The organism is Streptomyces luteireticuli, from assembly GCF_041519305.1.
GTDB lineage: Bacteria > Actinomycetota > Actinomycetes > Streptomycetales > Streptomycetaceae > Streptomyces > Streptomyces luteireticuli.
The window spans coordinates 3768964-3786881 of record NZ_CP167927.1 but is presented as its reverse complement, the minus strand read 5'-3'; the positions used below and the strand labels follow the sequence as shown (position 1 = coordinate 3786881).

Annotated in this window: 13 protein-coding genes; 11 read left to right on the top strand and 2 right to left on the bottom strand. The window is 74.3% G+C overall.

Annotated elements, in window-relative coordinates:
- Positions 1–19 precede the first annotated feature (19 nt).
- The 3 genes from AB8735_RS16620 to AB8735_RS16610 all read left to right on the top strand — a co-directional run bounded on the left by AB8735_RS16620 (position 20) and on the right by AB8735_RS16610 (position 3308).
- Complete coding sequence (locus AB8735_RS16620; protein WP_372408163.1) at positions 20–1216, top strand: MarP family serine protease; 1197 nt, start codon at positions 20–22, stop codon at positions 1214–1216.
- Positions 1217–1319: 103 nt separating this feature from the next.
- On the top strand, positions 1320–2498 hold the full coding sequence (locus AB8735_RS16615; RefSeq protein WP_372408161.1) for a serine hydrolase domain-containing protein: 1179 nt from the start codon (positions 1320–1322) through the stop codon (positions 2496–2498).
- Positions 2499–2519: 21 nt separating this feature from the next.
- Positions 2520–3308, top strand: coding sequence for an SDR family NAD(P)-dependent oxidoreductase (locus AB8735_RS16610; RefSeq protein WP_344023263.1), 789 nt, complete (start codon positions 2520–2522; stop codon positions 3306–3308).
- Between the two features lie 4 nt (positions 3309–3312).
- On the opposite strand, the gene AB8735_RS16605 is transcribed toward AB8735_RS16610, so the two are convergent.
- Positions 3313–4938, bottom strand: coding sequence for a penicillin-binding transpeptidase domain-containing protein (locus AB8735_RS16605; protein ID WP_372408158.1), 1626 nt, complete (start codon positions 4936–4938; stop codon positions 3313–3315).
- Positions 4939–5115: 177 nt separating this feature from the next.
- On the bottom strand, positions 5116–6879 hold the full coding sequence (locus AB8735_RS16600) for a phospholipid carrier-dependent glycosyltransferase (RefSeq protein WP_344023269.1): 1764 nt from the start codon (positions 6877–6879) through the stop codon (positions 5116–5118).
- Between the two features lie 105 nt (positions 6880–6984).
- Between AB8735_RS16600 and rsmI the strand changes: the two genes are divergently transcribed.
- The 8 genes from rsmI (at position 6985) to AB8735_RS16560 (ending at position 17592) form a co-directional block, all read left to right on the top strand.
- Positions 6985–7839, top strand: a complete 855-nt coding sequence (rsmI, locus tag AB8735_RS16595) for a 16S rRNA (cytidine(1402)-2'-O)-methyltransferase (protein WP_372408154.1) — start codon at positions 6985–6987, stop codon at positions 7837–7839.
- 264 nt (positions 7840–8103) lie between these two features.
- Complete coding sequence (locus AB8735_RS16590) at positions 8104–8568, top strand: hypothetical protein (RefSeq protein ID WP_344023273.1); 465 nt, start codon at positions 8104–8106, stop codon at positions 8566–8568.
- Between the two features lie 43 nt (positions 8569–8611).
- On the top strand, positions 8612–9532 hold the full coding sequence (locus tag AB8735_RS16585) for a TatD family hydrolase (RefSeq protein ID WP_344023275.1): 921 nt from the start codon (positions 8612–8614) through the stop codon (positions 9530–9532).
- Positions 9533–9628: 96 nt separating this feature from the next.
- Positions 9629–11161, top strand: a complete 1533-nt coding sequence (locus AB8735_RS16580; RefSeq protein ID WP_372408152.1) for a ubiquitin-like domain-containing protein — start codon at positions 9629–9631, stop codon at positions 11159–11161.
- Positions 11158–12060, top strand: coding sequence for a 16S rRNA (adenine(1518)-N(6)/adenine(1519)-N(6))-dimethyltransferase RsmA (gene rsmA / locus AB8735_RS16575; protein WP_344023279.1), 903 nt, complete (start codon positions 11158–11160; stop codon positions 12058–12060). The genes AB8735_RS16580 and rsmA overlap by 4 nt, the downstream gene beginning before the upstream one ends.
- Before the next feature lie 31 nt (positions 12061–12091).
- Positions 12092–13021 (top strand): 4-(cytidine 5'-diphospho)-2-C-methyl-D-erythritol kinase, encoded by a 930-nt coding sequence (locus AB8735_RS16570; protein ID WP_372408149.1) that lies wholly within the window; start codon positions 12092–12094, stop codon positions 13019–13021.
- 192 nt (positions 13022–13213) lie between these two features.
- The gene (locus AB8735_RS16565; RefSeq protein ID WP_372408148.1) at positions 13214–15745 is read left to right on the top strand and encodes an ABC transporter permease; all 2532 of its coding nucleotides are present in this window, start codon (positions 13214–13216) and stop codon (positions 15743–15745) included.
- Positions 15746–15792: 47 nt separating this feature from the next.
- Entirely contained in the window at positions 15793–17592 is a 1800-nt protein-coding gene (locus tag AB8735_RS16560) for an ABC-F family ATP-binding cassette domain-containing protein (protein WP_372408146.1), read from the top strand.
- Positions 17593–17918: the final 326 nt, after the last annotated feature.

Sequence of the window (17918 nt, the reverse complement as noted above, 5' to 3'; positions counted from 1 at the left end):
CGTACGGAAAGGGCTCCAAGTGAACCTGCTCGATGTGCTTCTGCTCCTGGTCGTCGTCGCCTATGCCGTCACCGGCTACCGGCGCGGCCTCGTGGCGAGCGCCGTGCTGCTCGCCGGCTTCCTCGGCGGGGCGGTGCTCGGCGTCTGGGCCCTGCCCTCGATCGTCGGACACTTCGAGGCCGGGAGCTCGGCCGCCGCGATCGTGGCCGTCCTGGTCGTCCTCGTCCCCGCCGCCCTCGGGCACGCGCTGGCCGGACGGCTCGCGTGGAGCCTGCGCAGGCGGCTGACCTGGGCGCCGGTGCGCGGGGTGGACGGCATCGGCGGCGCGGTCGTCAACTCGCTGACCGTCCTGCTCGTCGCCTGGGTCGCGGCCACCGTCGTCGTCTCGACGAACTCGGCCTTCCTCACCCGCGAGATCCGCGACTCGCGGCTGCTCGGCGCGGTGCAGGACGCGATGCCCGAGCAGGCGCCGACCTGGTTCAGCCGGACCACGGACGCGCTCACCGGGGCGGGCTTCCCCCAGGTCTTCAACCCCTTCGAGCACGAGCCGGCCACGAGCGTGGCCCGGCCGTCGGGCGACGCCGTCACCGGCGACGCCGTACGGGCGGCCCGGGCCAGCGTCGTCAAGGTCGAGGGCGTCGCGGACGTCGGCGGCGGGCGGCGCGGGCAGGAGGGCAGCGGCTTCGTCTACGCGCCCGGTCATGTGATGACCAACGCGCACGTCGTCGCCGGCGTCAACGACCCGACCGTGCGGGTCGGCGGCACGGGCTGGCCGCGCCCGGCCAGGGTCGTCCTCTTCGACCCCGCCACGGACGTCGCCGTCCTCGACGTCCCCGGCCTGGACGCGCCCGTCCTCCCCTTCGACAAGAGCGCCAAGCGCGGCGACGCGGCGGTCGTCGCCGGCTTCCCCGAGAACGGTGGCCTCGACCTGCGCGCCGCGACCGTCGCGAACCAGGTCCGCGCCAAGGGCCAGGACATCTACGGGGACGGCGTCGCGACCCGGTCCGTCTACTCGGTGCGCTCGCTGGTCCGGCCGGGGAACTCCGGGGGCCCGCTGCTGAGCCCCTCGGGCCGGGTGTACGGCGTGGTCTTCGCCCGCTCGACGGCGAACGCGGAGACGGGCTACGTGCTGACGGCGGAGCAGGTGGCGGCGGACGCGCAGCGGGGGGCCACGGCGAAGGAGCGGGTGAGCACGGGGAGCCGGGCGGCTCTGTGAGGGGTTCCGCCCCACCCCGCCCGGACCCGGTCCACGCGCGTCGATTGCGCCCGTGCACCATGGAGGGGCACGTGCAACGACAACGCGGTGGGAGCGGACAAAAGTGACGGACGTCCATGGCACGACAGCGACCGGTTTCGAACCGGTCCGGGACGCCTTCGCCGACAACTTCGCGCGCAGGGGCGAACGCGGTGCCGCCGTCGTCGTCCACCGCCACGGCCGCAAGGTCGTCGACCTCCACGCCGGCACCGCGGACGTGGACGGCACCGCCCCCTGGACCGGCCGCACCGCCCAGATCGTCCGCTCCGCCACCAAGGGCGTCGCCGCCGCCGTCCTCCTCCTGCTCCACCAGCGCGGCCAGGTCGACCTCGACGCGCCCGTCGGCACGTACTGGCCCGAGTTCAAGGCCGCCGGCAAGGAACGCGTCCTGGTCCGGCACCTGCTCGCGCACCGGGCCGGGGTGCCCGTCCTCGACACCCCGCTCACGCCCGCCGAGGCCGTCGACGGCGTGAGCGGCCCGCGCGCCGTCGCCGCCCAGGCCCCGGCCTGGGAGCCGGGGACCGACCACGGCTACCACGCCCAGACCTACAGCTGGCTCCTCGGCGAACTGGTGCTGCGCATCACCGGCCGGACGATCGGCGAGTGGACCGCCGAGGAGATATCCCGGCCGCTCGGCCTCGACCTGTGGATCGGGCTGCCCGAGGCCGAGCGGCACCGCGCCGGGCGGATCGGCGACGTCGCGCCGCCGGAGCCGGCCGGTGGCGCGTCCGGCCTGCGGATCCGGCCCAAGCGGGCCGTCGCCGACGCGTACGCGGACCCGTCCTCCCTCACACGGCGCGCCTTCGCCGCGATCGATCCGCTCCCGGACGAGAACGACCCCGCCTACCGGGCGGCCGAACTCCCCGCCTCGGCGGGCATCGCCACCGCCGAGGCGCTCTCCCGCTTCTACGCGGCGCTCATCGGGGACGTCGAGGGCGGCGGCCGCCGGCTGTTCGCGCCCGCGACGCTGACCCTGGCCCGCACGGAGGAGTCCGCCGGCCCGGACCGGGTCCTCCTCGCGAACACCCGCTTCGGACTGGGCTACATGCTGCACGGCCCGGCGTCGCCGCTGCTGGGGCCGGGGTCGTTCGGTCACCCGGGGCGGGGCGGGTGCCTGGCCTTCGCGGATCCGGAGAGCGGGATCTCGTTCGGGTACGTGACGAACGGCATGCAGAAGAACGTGACGGCGGACGCGCGGGCACAGGCGCTGGTACGGGCGGTTGCGCGGTCGCTGGAGGGGTAGGGAGCCCCGGTGGAGCCGCCCGTGCAGGAACCCCGATTCGACCGCTGGTCCGTCCTCGTCACCGGAGCGGGCCGCGGCATCGGTGCCGCCACCGCCCGCCGCTTCGCCCGTGAAGGCGCCCACGTCCTCGTCACGGACGTGGACGGCGACCGCGCCGGGCACGCCGCCGCCGGCATCCGCGCGGAAGGCGGCACCGCCGAGGCCCTCCCCTGCGACGTCGCCGACCGGCAGGCCGTCGAGCGGGCCGTCGCCCATGCCGTCGCGACGTCCGGCCGGCTCGACGTCCTCGTCAACAACGCCCTGTCCTGCGGCCCCGACCCGGCCCTCTTCGAGGAGTACCCGGACGAACTCTGGCAGCGGGACCTCGACATCACCCTCGGCGGGGCGTTCCGCTGCGCGCGGGCCGCGATGCCGCACCTGGCCGCCGCCGGCGGCCGCGGGGCCGTGGTCAACATCGGGTCCGTCAACGGCGAGCAGGACTTCGGCAACCACGCCTACAGCGCCGCCAAGGCCGGTCTCGCGAGCCTGACCCGCACCCTGGCCGGCCAGGCCGCGCCCCGCGGCGTACGGGTCAACCTCGTCGCGCCGGGCACGGTCCACACCCCCAACTGGGACGGCCGCGAGGAGGCGTTGGGCAGGGCGGCGCCGCACTATCCGCTCGGCCGGGTCGGCCGCCCCGAGGACATCGCGGCGGCCGTCGCCTTCCTCGCCTCGCGGGACGCCGCGTGGATCACGGGCGTGACGCTCCCCGTCGACGGCGGGATCCTGATCGGCAACGTCGGCCTGCGGAAGGCGCTCCGGGGCGAGTGACGGCTCACCCCGTGTGCAGCACCGCCGCCACCACCGGGCCCGCCGAGTCACCGCCGTGGCCGCCCCGGGGGACGACCGCCGCGGCCGCCATGTCGCCCCGGTAGGCGGTGAACCAGCCGTTGGGCCGGTCCTGGCCGTCCACTTCCGCCGAGCCGGTCTTGGCGCCGACGTCCCCGTCCAGCCCGGCCATCGCCGTCCGGCCCGTGCCGCCGACGGCCGTGAGGCGCATCATGCGGCGCAGCCCGTCCGCGACGGGCCGCGGCAACGGGCGGGCGGCGCGGGCCAGTTCCAGACCGGCGGCCTCCGGGTCCACCAGGTGCGGCTGGCGGAAGGTGCCGTCCTTCACAGTGGCGGCGACCGACGCCATGGTGAGCGGATTCATCTGCACCCGGCCCTGGCCTATCATCGCGGCCGCCTTCTCCGCGCCGCTGTCGTCCGGTATCCGTCCGTCGAACGTGGTCACCCCCGTCTGCCAGTTGTCCATGCCCAGGCCGAAGACCTCCCGCGCCTCGGCGCCGAGGTCCCCGTCCGCGACCTTGCCGGCCAGCGAGACGAAGGCGGTATTGCAGGAGGCGGCGAAGTCCTGGGCGAACGTGGCGCCCGCGATCTCGCTCTTCTCCACGTTGTGGAACTGCTTGCCGTAGGTGGCGTATTGCGGGCAGGCCAGCGGCTGGTCCGTCCGGGCCGCGCCCTTCTCCAGCAGCAGCGCGGCCGTGACCACCTTCATCGTCGACCCGGGCGCCGTGCGGCCCAGCAGCGCCGCGTTGAACCCGGCGCGCCGGGCGCCAGTGTCGGCGACGGCCAGGATCTCCCCGGTGCTCGGGCGCACGGCCACCACCGAGGCCTCGTCGCGCCGGGCCACCGCGTCCTCCGCGGCCCGCTGGGCGCGGGCGTCCAGCGTGGTGCGCAGCGTGGCGGCCTCGCCCTTGTCGACCGTGTGCAGCGTGCGGCCGGGGCCCGTGCCGTCGGCCCGCTCGGCGCGGACCTCGACCGCCTCCCGGCCGCCCGCCTTCTGCCCGAACCGCTTGCGCAGCTCGGGCAGGACGGCCGCGAGCGAGGGGAACTCCTTGGCGTCGAGCTCCCGGCCGGAGCGGTCCACGGCCTTGATGTCCGACCCCTTGCCCGGCCCCGTCCGCAGCGTCTCGCCGCGCGCCAGCCCGGGGTGCAGCACGGCCGGCTGCCAGTCCACGACGGCGCGTCCGGTCGTCCGGCCGCGCACGACGCCGAGCGACGACTCGTACGTCCACGTCGAGTGCCGGTCCTTGAAGGCGACTTCGGCAGTGACGGTGAAGGGGACCTTCGCCCCCGCCGCGGCGCCCTGCCGGAACGTCACCTTCTCTATGCCCGCGTCCTTGCGGTACGCGCCCAACGCGGCCGATGCCGCCTGGGCGTTGTCCGTCAGCGCCGCGGCCCCCTCCGCGTCGCCCTTCGCCCACGCGGCCAGGAAGTCGCGCGCGGCGCCCTCCACTTCGTCCGCCGTCGGCGGGCCCGTCCGCTCCGGTGCCGCCTGCCGGTGCGCGTTGTCCGCGCCGCTCCCCACGGCGTCCACCAGGCGCCACGCCCCGAAACCGGCGCCGCCGAACAGCGCCGCGGTGACCACCCCCACCGTGACCTTCGCTCCCGTGCGCATCGTCAGCCCCTCCCCACCCGCGGCACACCCTGCGCCGCGGAACTGTCCTACGGCGCAGCACACTACGGGAGGGCACTGACAATGCACGCGGTGTGACGGACGGTCGTCGTCCACGTCACATGGACAACACCGTCAGCCCCCCGGACAACGTGTCCCAACGTGCCGGATCCCGGCGCGTCAGATCCAGGTGTCGAACCACATCCGGTTCCGCCACGCGTCCAACGGGATCGCCTGGCCGGTGTAGATGGGGAAGAAGTAGATGAAGTTCCAGGCGATCAGCAGGATCAGCGTTCCCGCGCCCACGATCCCGGCCACCCGCCGTCGTTCCGTCGCCTCCCGCGGGCCCACGACCGCCCCGATCAGCATCGCCACCGCCAGGCACAGGAACGGCACGAACACCACGGTGTAGAAGTCGAAGATCGTCCGGTCCTGCCACTTGAACCACGGCAGCAGTCCGGCCGCCACGCCGCACAGGATCGCGCCGGAGCGCCAGTCGCGGCGGAAGAACCAGCGGTAGAGCAGGTAGACCAGGGCGAAGCAGGCGGCCCACCACAGCATCGGCGTGCCCAGCGCGAGGACTTCGCGCGCGCACTTGCCGGCGGTGTCCGTGGGGCAGCCGTCGTGCCCGGCGGCCGGGGACTCGTAGAAGTAGGAGACGGGACGGCCCTGGACCAGCCAGCTCCACGGATTGGACTGGTAGGTGTGCGGGGAGTGGAGGGTGGTGTTGAACTTCCACACCTCCTCCTCGTAATGCCACAGGCTGCGCAGCGGGTTGAGGACGCCGGCCAGGAAGCCGTCGGAGCTGTAGCCGCCCTCCGTCTCGGCCCAGTGCCGGTAGTAGCCGCTGTGCTGCCAGCCCTGGGTCTCGCTGTACGTACCGCTGTTGGCGAACCAGCCGGTCCAGGAGGCCAGGTAGACCGCGAGCGCCACCGGCACGGTGGCCAGGAACGCCCAGGGCGCGTCCCGCCGCAGCATCGCGCGCCAGGGCCGGCGGGCGCCCGCCAGGCGGCGCGAGCCGACGTCCCAGACCACGATCAGCAGCCCGAACGCCGCCAGATAGACCGCGCCGTTCCACTTCGTGGCGGCGGCGAGCCCCAGGAACACCCCGGCCGCGATCCGCCACGGCCGCCATCCCAGCCGCAGGGTGCCGCCGACCCCGGCGTCCGGCCGGGCGACGCCCTCGTCGGTCTCCGGCAGCGCGGCGGCCAGCCGGGCGCGGGACTTGTCGCGGTCCACCAGCACGCAGCCGAAGGCCGCGAGCACGAAGAACATCAGCACCAGGTCGAGGAGCGAGGTGCGGCTCATCACGAAGTGCATGCCGTCCATGGCCATCAGGGCGCCGGCGACACAGCCGAGGAAGGTGGAGCGGAAGAGCCGCCGCCCGATCCGGCAGAGCATCAGCACCGACAGCGTGCCCAGCAGCGCGACCATGAAGCGCCAGCCGAACGGCGTCAGCCCGAAGAGCTGCTCGCCGATGCCGATGACCCACTTGCCGACCGGCGGGTGCACGACGAACGTGGGGGCGTCGGCGACGTGGTCGTAGCCCTGGACGATCCGGCCGTTGATGTCGTCGGGCCACTTGGCCTCGTAGCCGTACTTCCACAGCGCCCAGGCGTCCTTGGCGTAGTACGTCTCGTCGAATATCACGGCGTTGGGGCTGCGCAGGTTGTGGAAGCGCGTGAGCCCCGCGACCAGTGCCACCAGCAGCGGACCGAGCCAGCCCAGGGACCGCGCCAGCAGCCGTGCCGGCCCCGGCCGCATGCCCAGCACCGTCCACAGCCGGGTGCCCGGCTCGGGGAAGGGCGGTACGAGCCGCTCGCGCGCGTCGCCCCCGCGCCGGGGGGCCACGTAGCCGAAGCGGCGCAGCCGGAGCTGCCACGGGGGCGGCTGGCCGGCGGCCGTGCTCTCACGCCGGTCGTGCGTCGCGGTGTCACTGGTCACCGCGCCATCGTAGGGAACGGGCCTGTGCCGGGGCGGGGGAGCGGGGAGCGCGCGGCGGCGGGCCGGCCGTCGGGCGCGCGCCGGGGGGCCTGCGAGGATGGGGAGGTGACTGGAACGCTCGTACTCGCAGGAACCCCCATCGGCGACGTGGCCGACGCGCCGCCGCGGCTGGCCGCGGAGCTGGCCGCCGCCGAGGTGATCGCCGCGGAGGACACCCGGCGGCTGCGCCGCCTCACCCAGGCGCTGGGGGTGCACACCACCGGCCGGGTCGTCTCCTACTTCGAGGGCAACGAGTCGGCGCGGACACCCGAGCTCGTCGAGGCGCTGGCCGGCGGGGCGCGGGTGCTGCTGGTCACGGACGCGGGGATGCCGTCGGTCTCCGACCCCGGCTACCGCCTGGTCGCCGCGGCCGTCGAGCGCGGGGTGAAGGTGACCGCCGTCCCCGGTCCGTCCGCGGTGCTCACCGCGCTCGCGGTGTCCGGGCTGCCGGTCGACCGGTTCTGCTTCGAGGGCTTCCTGCCGCGCAAGGCGGGGGAGCGGCTGGGGCGGCTGCGCGAGGAGGCGGGCGAGCGCCGCACCCTCGTCTACTTCGAGTCCCCGCACCGGCTGGAGGACACCCTGAAGGCCATGGCCGAGGTGTTCGGCGCCGACCGGCGGGCGGCCGTCTGCCGGGAGCTGACCAAGACCTACGAGGAGGTCCGCCGCGGCCCGCTGGCGGAGCTGGCCGAGTGGGCGGCCGGGGACGTCCGCGGCGAGATCACGATCGTCGTCCAGGGCGCCGTCCCGGGGCCGAAGGAGACCGACGCGGACGAGCTGGTCCGCCGGGTGCGGGTGCGCGAGGAGGCCGGGGAGCGCCGCAAGGAGGCCATCGCCGCGGTGGCCGCGGAGGCCGGAATTCCGAAGCGCGAGGTGTTCGACGCGGTCGTCGCCGCGAAAACCGCCGCCAAATCCGCGCAGTAGCGGATGGGGCGGCAGTGAACACGCCAAAAAATGCCGGGTGACAGGTCTCGCCGTAAAGTAAAGGGCCGGCGTGAAAAGCAAAGGTCAGACCTCGTTCTGACCTTGTTCCCGGGCCCTTCGGGCAATGAGCGGTTAAGTTTGCCCCAATTCGGCGATCGGGCTGCTGCGCCGGCGCGGGAATGGGCGTTCCCTGGTTGTGGGACGTCCGATCCCGGAACAGCGTCCGGCTGGACGGAATATGTCCGGCGGACAAGAGGAGCTGCCATGAGCGAGACCGCAGGAACCTCGAGTGGCGTCGAGCCCACGACCGCGACGCGCACGGCGCCGCCCGCCCGGCCGGGGCGGGAGACCGCGCACGAGTCGTACGCCTTCGCCTGCATGCGGTGCGGGCACTGCTGGGAGCAGTCGTACGCGATAGAGCACCACGTGGACGCCGAGGGCAAGCCCTTCGTGACGTACTACGCCGACAACACCCGGGTGCCGTCGCCGCTGACCCGCCCCACGTGCGTGAACTGCGGCGCGCACGTCGTCCGCATCATGCGCTCGGGTCAGGTGGCACAGGTGGCCGACGCCCTCCATCTCGCCTCGCGCACGGTCGTCCCGCCGGTCTCGCCCACCGGGCCGTTCAACAGCGGCAGCATCCCGGTCGACAGCCGGCCGGAACAGGCCGAGGAGAAGCACCACCACTGGCACCTCTCCGACCTGTTGCACCCCTTCCACCGGAAGTAGCCCGGCCGGGGCGGGTCCGGGGCCGGTCTCTAGAATCCCGACCATGGCGGCGACAGCACGGAACAGCGGCTCGGCGGACGGCGAGCGGAAGAAGAAAGACCTCAAGGACGTCCCTCCACCGCCGCCGGCCCCGCTGGCCGTGCCCGTGGCCGACTCGCACACCCATCTGGACATGCAGGGCACGAGCGTCGAGGAGGCCCTGGCCGCGGCCGCCGCCGTCGGGGTGACCACGGTGATCCAGGTGGGGTGCGACCTGGCCGGCTCCCGCTGGGCCGCGAAGACCGCCGCCGAGCACGGGAACGTCTGGGCCGCGGTGGCCCTGCACCCCAACGAGGCGCCGCGGATCGTCCTCGGGGACCCCGACGGCTGGTCGCGCCAGGGGGTCCGTGAACCCGGCGGCACGGCCGCCCTCGACGAGGCGCTCGCGGAGATCGACGCCCTGGCCGCGCTGGAGGCGGTGCGCGGCGTGGGCGAGACCGGCCTCGACTTCTTCCGCACCGGGCCGGAGGGCGTGGCCGCCCAGGAGTACTCCTTCCGCCGGCACATCGACATCGCCAAGCGGCACGGCAAGGCCCTGGTCATCCACGACCGGGACGCCCACGACGACGTGCTGCGGGTGCTCGCGGAGGAGGGCGCGCCGGAGACGGTGGTCTTCCACTGCTTCTCCGGCGACGCGGCGATGGCCGAGGTCTGTGCCGAGGCGGGCTACTACCTCTCCTTCGCCGGCAACATCACCTTCAAGAACGCCCAGCCGCTGCGCGACGCCCTGGCCGTCGCCCCGCTCGACCGGATCCTCGTCGAGACCGACGCCCCCTTCCTGACCCCCGCGCCCTACCGGGGACGGCCCAACGCGCCGTACCTCATTCCGGTCACTTTGCGGGCGATGGCGGCGGTGAAGGGCGTCGACGAGGACGCCCTGGCCACGGCGGTCGGCGCGAATACCGCACGGGCGTTCCGCTACTAACTCCTGGATCACGACACAGTGTGACTATCGGACTTTGGAGAGTCACCAAAGCTTCGCTACAGTCCTGGCCCGTCAGCCCGGACCCAGTGGAGTGTCGTGAGCCATCCGCAGGGCAGCCCCCACGCTGCGCGCCTCGGTGCGGCGGAGCCGCCGTCGTACCTCCCGTATGCACCGCCGCAGCATGATGCGTACGGACCCCAGGAGTCCTACGGGGTCCATGGCGCCCCCGAGATCCACGAGGCGTACGTGCCCCGGCAGTCCTCGGGGTCGCCCATGGGCACCGCGGACGTCCTGACGGGCGGCGTTCCCGCGGGCGACGTCCTGACGGGGGACGTCCTGACCGGCGTCGTCCACTCCCCGTACGACCCCGCCGCCTACGCGGAGCCCTCCTTCGAGGCCCCCGCCGGGGACCGCCTCCCGGCGGGTCCCTTCGGCGGCTACGACGAGGAGCAGCCGGTCGACCTCTACGGCGAGCCCGCCGGGCCCGGCCGCGCCGGCAGCCGCCGCGCGACGCGCCGCAAGCGGGCCGGGAGCGTCCCCGACCCGCTGCGCCGCCTGCTGCCGCAGGCCCTGGTCGTCGCTTTCCTGGCCGGCGGCACCTCCGCCTTCATCGCCAGTGACAAGGCCGTCCAGCTCAGCGTCGACGGCACGCCGCGCACCCTGCACACCTTCGCCGACGACGTCGAGGAACTGCTGGCCGACGAGGGCATGGCCGTCGGCGAGCACGACATCGTCGCCCCCGGCCGCCACCACGACCTGGCCGCCGGCGACCGCGTCGTCGTCCGCTACGGCCGTCCGGTCACCCTCACCCTCGACGGGGAGCGGCGCCGGGTGTGGACCACCGCCCGGACCGTGGACGGCGCCCTGCGCCAGCTCGGCGTCCGCGCCGAGGGAGCCCACCTCTCCGCCTCCCGCTCCGCGCCGATCTCCCGCCGCGGCCTGGACCTGGACGTCCGCACCGAGCGCACGGTCACCTTCGTGGCCGACGGGCACGAGCACACCCTGCGCACCAACGCCGCCACCGTCCGCGAGGCCATCCAGCAGGCCGGCATCGTCCTCCACGGGCAGGACACCGCCTCCGTGGACCCCGAGAGCTTCCCGCGCGACGGCCAGACGATCTCGATCATGAGGATCACCGGCGGCCAGGAGGTCCGCGAGGTCCCGATCGACTTCACCAGCGAACGCCACGACGACCCCACGCTCACCAAGGGCACCGAGGTCGTCGCCCAGCGCGGCGAGCCGGGCCTCGAACGCATCACCTACGCGCTGCGCATGGTCAACGGCGTCAAGCAGAAGCCCAAGAAGATCTCCTCGGAGATCGTGCGCAAGCCCCGTGCCCAGATCGTCAAGGTCGGCACCAAGGCGGTGCCCACCACCGTCCAGGGCGCCGAGGGACTCAACTGGCACGGCCTCGCCCAGTGCGAGGCGGGCGGGCGGCCCGACGCGGTGGATCCGTCCGGCACCTACGGCGGGCTCTACCAGTTCGACGTCCGCACCTGGCAGTCCCTCGGCGGCAACGGCCGCCCGCAGGACGCCCCGGCCGAGGAGCAGACCCACCGGGCCAAGAAGCTCTACGTACGCCGGGGGGCGAGCCCCTGGCCCGTGTGCGGCCGTAAACTTCACGGGTGAGCTCCCCCAGCACTGACGAGAACGGCGCCCTGCTCGGCCCCGCCGACATCCGCGAACTGGCCGCCGCCCTCGGGGTGCGGCCGACCAAGCAGCGCGGCCAGAACTTCGTGATCGACGCCAACACGGTCCGGCGCATCGTCCGGACCGCCGAGGTACGGCCCGACGACGTCGTCGTCGAGGTCGGCCCCGGGCTCGGCTCGCTCACCCTCGCCCTGCTGGAGGCGGCCGACCGGGTCGTCGCCGTCGAGATCGACGACGTGCTCGCGGCGGCCCTGCCCTCGACCGTCGCCGCCCGGCTGCCCGGCCGCGCCGACCGCTTCTCCCTCGTCCACAGCGACGCCATGCAGGTCCAGGAGCTGCCCGGCCCGGCGCCGACCGCGCTGGTCGCCAACCTGCCGTACAACGTCGCCGTCCCGGTGCTGCTGCACATGCTCGACCGCTTCCCCAGCATCGAGCGGACCCTGGTCATGGTGCAGGCCGAGGTGGCCGACCGGCTGGCCGCCCCGCCCGGCTCCAAGGTCTACGGCGTGCCCTCGGTGAAGGCCGCCTGGTACGCCGAGGTGAAGCGGGCCGGGGCCATCGGCCGCAACGTCTTCTGGCCCGCGCCGAATGTCGACTCCGGCCTCGTGTCGCTCGTGCGGCGCGCGAAGCCCATCGAGACCACGGCCACCAAGGCGGAGGTCTTCGCCGTCGTGGACGCCGCGTTCGCCCAGCGCCGCAAGACGCTGCGGGCCGCGCTCGCCGGCTGGGCGGGCTCCGCGGCGAAGGCCGAGGCCGCGCTGGTCGCGGCCGGGGTCTCGCCGCAGGCCCGCGGGGAGTCGCTGACGGTCGACGAGTTCGTGGCCATCGCCGAGAACAAGATCGTCGAGAACGAGATCGTCGAGAACAAGCAGGACTGATCCCGCACTGCTTTTTGAGGAGCTGCTCCCCGTGACCGCGTCGTCGCCCTCGTCCGTCACCGTCCGCGTGCCCGCCAAGGTCAACGTCCAGCTGGCCGTCGCCGGGCCGCGGTCCGACGGCTTCCACGCGCTGGCCAACGTCTTCCTCGCCGTCTCGTTGTACGACCGCGTCACCGTCGCACCCTCGGACGGGCTGCGGGTGACCTGCTCCGGGCCGGACGCGGCGCAGGTGCCGCTGGACGCCTCGAACCTGGCCGCGCGGGCCGCCCTCGCCCTCGCCGGGCGGTACGGGCGCGAGGCGGACGTCCATATCCACATCGACAAGGACATCCCCGTCGCCGGGGGCATGGCCGGCGGGAGCGCGGACGGGGCGGGCGCGCTGGTGGCGTGCGACGCGCTCTGGGGCACGGGTGCCTCGCGCTCCGAACTCCTGGAGATCTGTGCAGAATTGGGCAGCGATGTGCCCTTCAGCCTGATCGGCGGGGTCGCGCTGGGAGAAGGACGGGGAGAGGTGCTCACCCCGCTGGAGGCGGGCGGCACCTTCCACTGGGTCTTCGCCGTCGCGGACGGGGGCCTGTCGACGCCGGCCGTCTACGGGGAGTGCGACCGGCTGCGGGCGGCCGCGGGCACCGACCCGGGGCCGGACCAGCCGTCCGCCTCCCCCGCCCTCCTCGCCGCGCTGCGCGCGGGCGACGCGGTGGCGCTGGCGGCGGCCGTCTCCAACGACCTCCAATCGGCGGCGCTTTCGCTGCGGCCGTCGCTGGCGTCGACGCTCTCGGCGGGCGTCGAGGCGGGCGCCCTGGCCGCGCTGGTCTCGGGCTCGGGCCCGACGACGGCCTTCCTGGCCAAGTCCCGGGAGGACGGGGAGCGGGTGGCGGCGGCGCTGTCGGCGTCCGGGACGTGCCGGGCGGTACGGGTGGCGGCGGGGCCGGTGGAGGGGGCGACGGTGGTGGCGGGTTAGGGGTTTTTCTCCCCGCCCCGCCCTTTCACCGTTTCTTGCGCTGCTGCGCGGGGCAACGCGGCTGCGCCGCGTTCGTCCTCAAACGCCGGACGGGCTGAAATCACCCCGCCCCACGGGTAGGGCTACCCCCACCCCCACAACACCCGCTGCTCCCATGGGCCGAGCCCCCTCCCCGCCCCTACCGTCGACCCTATGATCGGCAAGCTCGCCCGGCGTTCGCTCCGCCACCGCACCGGTGGATTCCTCGCCACCTTCCTCGCCCTCGCCCTCGGCGCGACCATCGTCATGGCCTGTGGCGGCCTCATGGAGACGGGGATCCGCAACAACGTGCCGCCGCAGCGCCTCGCGGGTGCCCAGATCCTTGTCACGGGCGAGCGCACATACCGGCAGCCGGGGGAGAAGCACGCGGCCGTGCTCCCCGAACGGGCCGGGATACCGGCCGAGTCGGTCGAGAGGGCGGGCCGACTGCCCGGCGTCCGCCGGGCCGTCGGCGAGCGCACCTTCGACGTCGTCCTGGCGGGGACGGGGGGCAAGGCCGAGGCCCACGGCTGGGAGTCCGCCGCCCTCACCCCGTACGGACTCGACGGCGCGGCCCCCCGCCCGGGCGAGGTCGTGCTGGACACGGGCCTCGCCGCCCGCACCGGAAAGCGCGTCGGCGACACCGTACGGATCGCCGCCCGCGGCGGGGGCGCGACGGCCGCGTACCGCCTCAGCGGCATCGCCCGCAGCGGTCAAGTCCCGCGCCCCACGCTGTTCTTCGCCACTGCCGACGCCGAGCGCCTCGACCCCCACCCGGGCACGGTCGCCGACACCGCGATCGTCACCGGACCGGGCGCGGACCGCGCCGCCGTGCGCGAGCGGGTGCGGGAGGCCCTGCCGGGGCTGACCGTGCTCACGGGCGACGACCGCGGCACCGTCGAGCATCCGGAGGCCGTCCGTGGCTCCGGGGACCTGATCGCCCTCTCCGGCGTCTTCGGCGGACTCGCCGTCGCCGTCTCGGTGTTCGTCGTCGCCGGCACCGTCGGCCTGTGCGCGCGGCAGCGCCGTCGCGAGCTCGCCCTGCTGCGGGCGGTCGGCGCCGGCAAGGGGATGCTGCGCCGGATGATCGTCGGGGAGACGCTGCTGGTCGCCGTCCTCGCGGCGGCCGCCGCCTGGTTCGCCGGGCCCGTCGCGGGCCGTCGGCTCTTCGAGGCGCTGGTGGACAGCGGAATGGCCGCGGAGACCCTGGAGTTCCGGCAGGGCTGGATCCCGGCGATGCCCGCCTTCGGGGCGCTCCTGCTGACCGCGGTCGGCGGCGGTCTCCTGGGCGCCCGGGGCGCCGTGGCGGCCCGCCCCGTCGAGGCGCTGGGCGAAGCCGCCGTCCAGGAACGGTGGTTCACGCCCGTACGGCTGCTGCTGGGGCTGCTGTTCCTGGCGGGGACGGCCGCGCTGGGCATCGTCACCGCGCTGGTCCTGCACGGCCCGGTAGCGGCGAGCACCGCCGGGCCCACCGTGATGTGCGCGGCCGTCGGCCTCGCCCTGCTCGGCCCGTGGTTCACCAGGGCCGTGACGGCGCTGCTGCACTGGCCGGTGCGCCTGCTCACCGGCGCGTCCGGCCGGCTCGCGGTCCTCAACTGCCGGGCCACGCCGGTCCGTACGGCCGCTGTCGCCACCCCGGTGATGCTCGTGACCGCCCTCGCCACCGGCATGATCTACCTCCAGACCGGCACCGCCGCCCTCACCGGGAAGGCGTTCACCGACGGCCTGCGCGCCGACGCCGTGCTGACCTCCCCCGCCGGCGTGGACCCGGCCCTGGCGGCGGCCGTGCGCCGGCTGCCCGAGGTCGGCGCCGCGAGCGCGTACGTCACGAGCACCGGTTACACCGAGAGCCCGCACGACGGCGCCGAGAGCAAGCGTGGACTGCCCCTGCGGGGCGTCGGCGCGGACGGCGCGGAACGGACCGTCGGCGCGAAGGTCACCGCCGGCAGCCTGGCCGCGCTGCGCGGCGACACGATCGCCCTGCCCGAGCCGCTCGCCCGCCGGATCCACCGCGGCGTGGGGGACACCCTGCGGCTGCGGCTGGGCGACGGCGCCGCCGTGGACGTCCGGGTGGTCGCCCTCGTCGCCGCCCGCGAGGGCTACGAGCAGGCTCTGACCAGCGTCGAACTGCTCGCCCCGCACACCACCCGGGGCGTCCCCGCGCAGATCATGGTCCGCGCCGCCGACGGCACCGGCCGGGACGCGCTCATGGCCGCGCTCACCCGCTTCGCCGGACGTCACCCGGGGCTGGCCGTCCAGGACCGGGACGCGCTGGCCGCCGGGCACGCCGCGGACACCCGTACCCAGGCCTGGGTCAACTACCTCGTCGTCGGCATGCTCGTCGTCTACACCGGCCTCTCGGTCGTCAACTCGACGGCCGTCGCCGTCGGCAACCGCCGCAAGGAGTTCGCGCTCCAGCGGCTCACAGGGGCCACCAAGGGGCAGCTGCTGCGCATGATGGCGGTCGAGGGGAGCCTGACCGCCCTGGCCGGGGTCGTCCTGGGCACGCTGGCGGCGGCCGCCGCGCTCGTCCCGTTCTCCCTCTCCGCCTCGGACCGGGTCCTGCCCTACGGACCGGTCACGGTCTACCTCGGCGTCGTCGCCGGCGCCGTGGCCGTCACCCTCGCCGCGACGCTGCTGCCCGCGTGGGCCGTGCTGCGCGTCCGGCCGGTGGAGGCGGCCGGGGGCCAGTCCGGGGGGTTCTGAAGCCGTGGGATCCTGGAGGGGTATCCGATGCGAGGAGTCCTGTCCCCATGGCAGCCAACCTGGTCAATCTGGAAGCCGTCGACAAGGTGTACGGCACCCGTGCGCTGCTCGACGGCGTCTCCCTCGGCGTCAACGAGGGGGACCGGATCGGCGTGGTCGGCCGCAACGGTGACGGCAAGACCACCCTCATCCGCGTCCTCGCCAAGCTGGAGGAGGCCGACAAGGGCCGCGTCACCCACGCGGGCCATGTGCGGCTCGGCGTCCTCACCCAGCACGACTCGCTGGACGCCTCCGCCACCATCCGGCACGAGGTGATCGGCGACCTCGCCGACCACGAGTGGGCGGGCAACGCCAAGATCCGCGACGTGCTCACCGGGCTGTTCGGCGGGCTCGACCTGCCCGGCTTCCCGCAGGGCCTGGACACCGTCATCGGCCCGCTCTCCGGCGGCGAGCGCCGCCGCATCGCCCTGGCGAAGCTGCTGATCGGCGAGCCGGACCTCATCGTCCTCGACGAGCCCACCAACCACCTGGACGTCGAGGGCATCTCCTGGCTCGCCGGCCATCTGCGGGCGCGCCGCTCGGCGCTCGTCTGCGTCACGCACGACCGCTGGTTCCTCGACCAGGTCTGCACCCGGATGTGGGACGTCCAGCGCGGCGCGGTCCACGAGTACGAGGGCGGCTACAGCGACTACGTCTTCGCCCGCGCCGAGCGGGAGCGGATCGCCGCGACCGAGGAGGCCAAGCGGCAGAACCTGATGCGCAAGGAGCTCGCCTGGCTGCGGCGCGGCGCCCCGGCGCGCACCAGCAAGCCGCGCTTCCGCATCGAGGCGGCCAACGAGCTGATCGCCGACGTGCCGCCGCCGCGCGACAACGCCGAGCTGATGAAGTTCGCCAGTTCCCGGCTGGGCAAGACGGTCTTCGAGCTGGAGAACGTCACCGTCCAGGCGGGCCCGAAGGTGCTGATCGAGCACCTGACCTGGCAGCTGGGCCCGGGCGACCGGATCGGTCTCGTCGGCGTCAACGGCGCCGGCAAGACCTCGCTGCTGCGCACGCTCGCCGAGGCGGCCCGCTCGGAGGGCGAGAAGCAGCCCGCGGCGGGCAAGGTGGTCGTCGGAAAGACCGTGAAGCTGGCCTACCTCTCCCAGGAGGTGGCCGAACTCCCCCCGGCCATGCGGGTGCTGGAGGCCGTCCAGCAGGTGCGCGACCGCGTCGACCTCGGCAAGGGCCGGGAGATGACGGCCGGGCAGCTGTGCGAGAAGTTCGGCTTCACGAAGGAGAAGCAGTGGACGCCGGTCGGGGACCTCTCCGGCGGTGAGCGCCGCCGGCTCCAGCTGCTGCGGCTGCTGATGGACGAGCCGAACGTGCTCTTCCTCGACGAGCCGACCAACGACCTCGACATCGAGACGCTGACGCAGCTGGAGGACCTGCTCGACGGGTGGCCCGGCTCGATGGTCGTCATCAGCCACGACCGGTACTTCGTGGAGCGCACGACGGACCGGGTGTTCGCCCTGCTCGGCGACCGCTTCCTGCGGATGCTGCCGCGCGGGCTGGACGAGTACCTGGAGCGGCGCGAGGCCGTGCTGAGCGCCGCCGCCCCCGCGCCGGCGCCCGCCGCCGCCAAGCCCGCGAAGTCCGCCGGGGACGCGCGGGCCGCGAAGAAGGAGCTGCAGAAGATCGAGCGCCGGCTCGACAAGGTGAGCGAGCTGGAGGCCAGGCTCCACGAGCGGATCGCCGCGCAGGCGACGGACTTCGCGGCGGTGGCCAAGCTGGACGCGGAGCTGCGGGAGTTGGCGGGGGAGCGGGAGGAACTGGAGCTGCGCTGGCTGGAGCTGGCGGAGGAGGTGTAGGGCGACGGCGCGGGGGCGCTCCCTCCGGGGAGCATCAACCCCCGTACACCTGCACGCGGCACAACCCCCTCACAACAGTCTCGTCACAGCCCGGTATCGGCTCCCCCGGGCACCCACGAGCGACCCGTCCCGCCGTATCGGCGGGTGATACAAAGAACACCCGCTCACGTGCCGCTCACCGGCGGGATCCGCACCCGATGCGCTCCTTCCCGGGAGGGTGCCGTGCGCCGGCCGGCGCCGTGGCGTCACCGGGATCGCGGGGGAGGCCGCCCGGGCCTGTGGGTTCCGCGCGTAAATGAGGAAAGCTGATGTCACAGCCGCCCCAG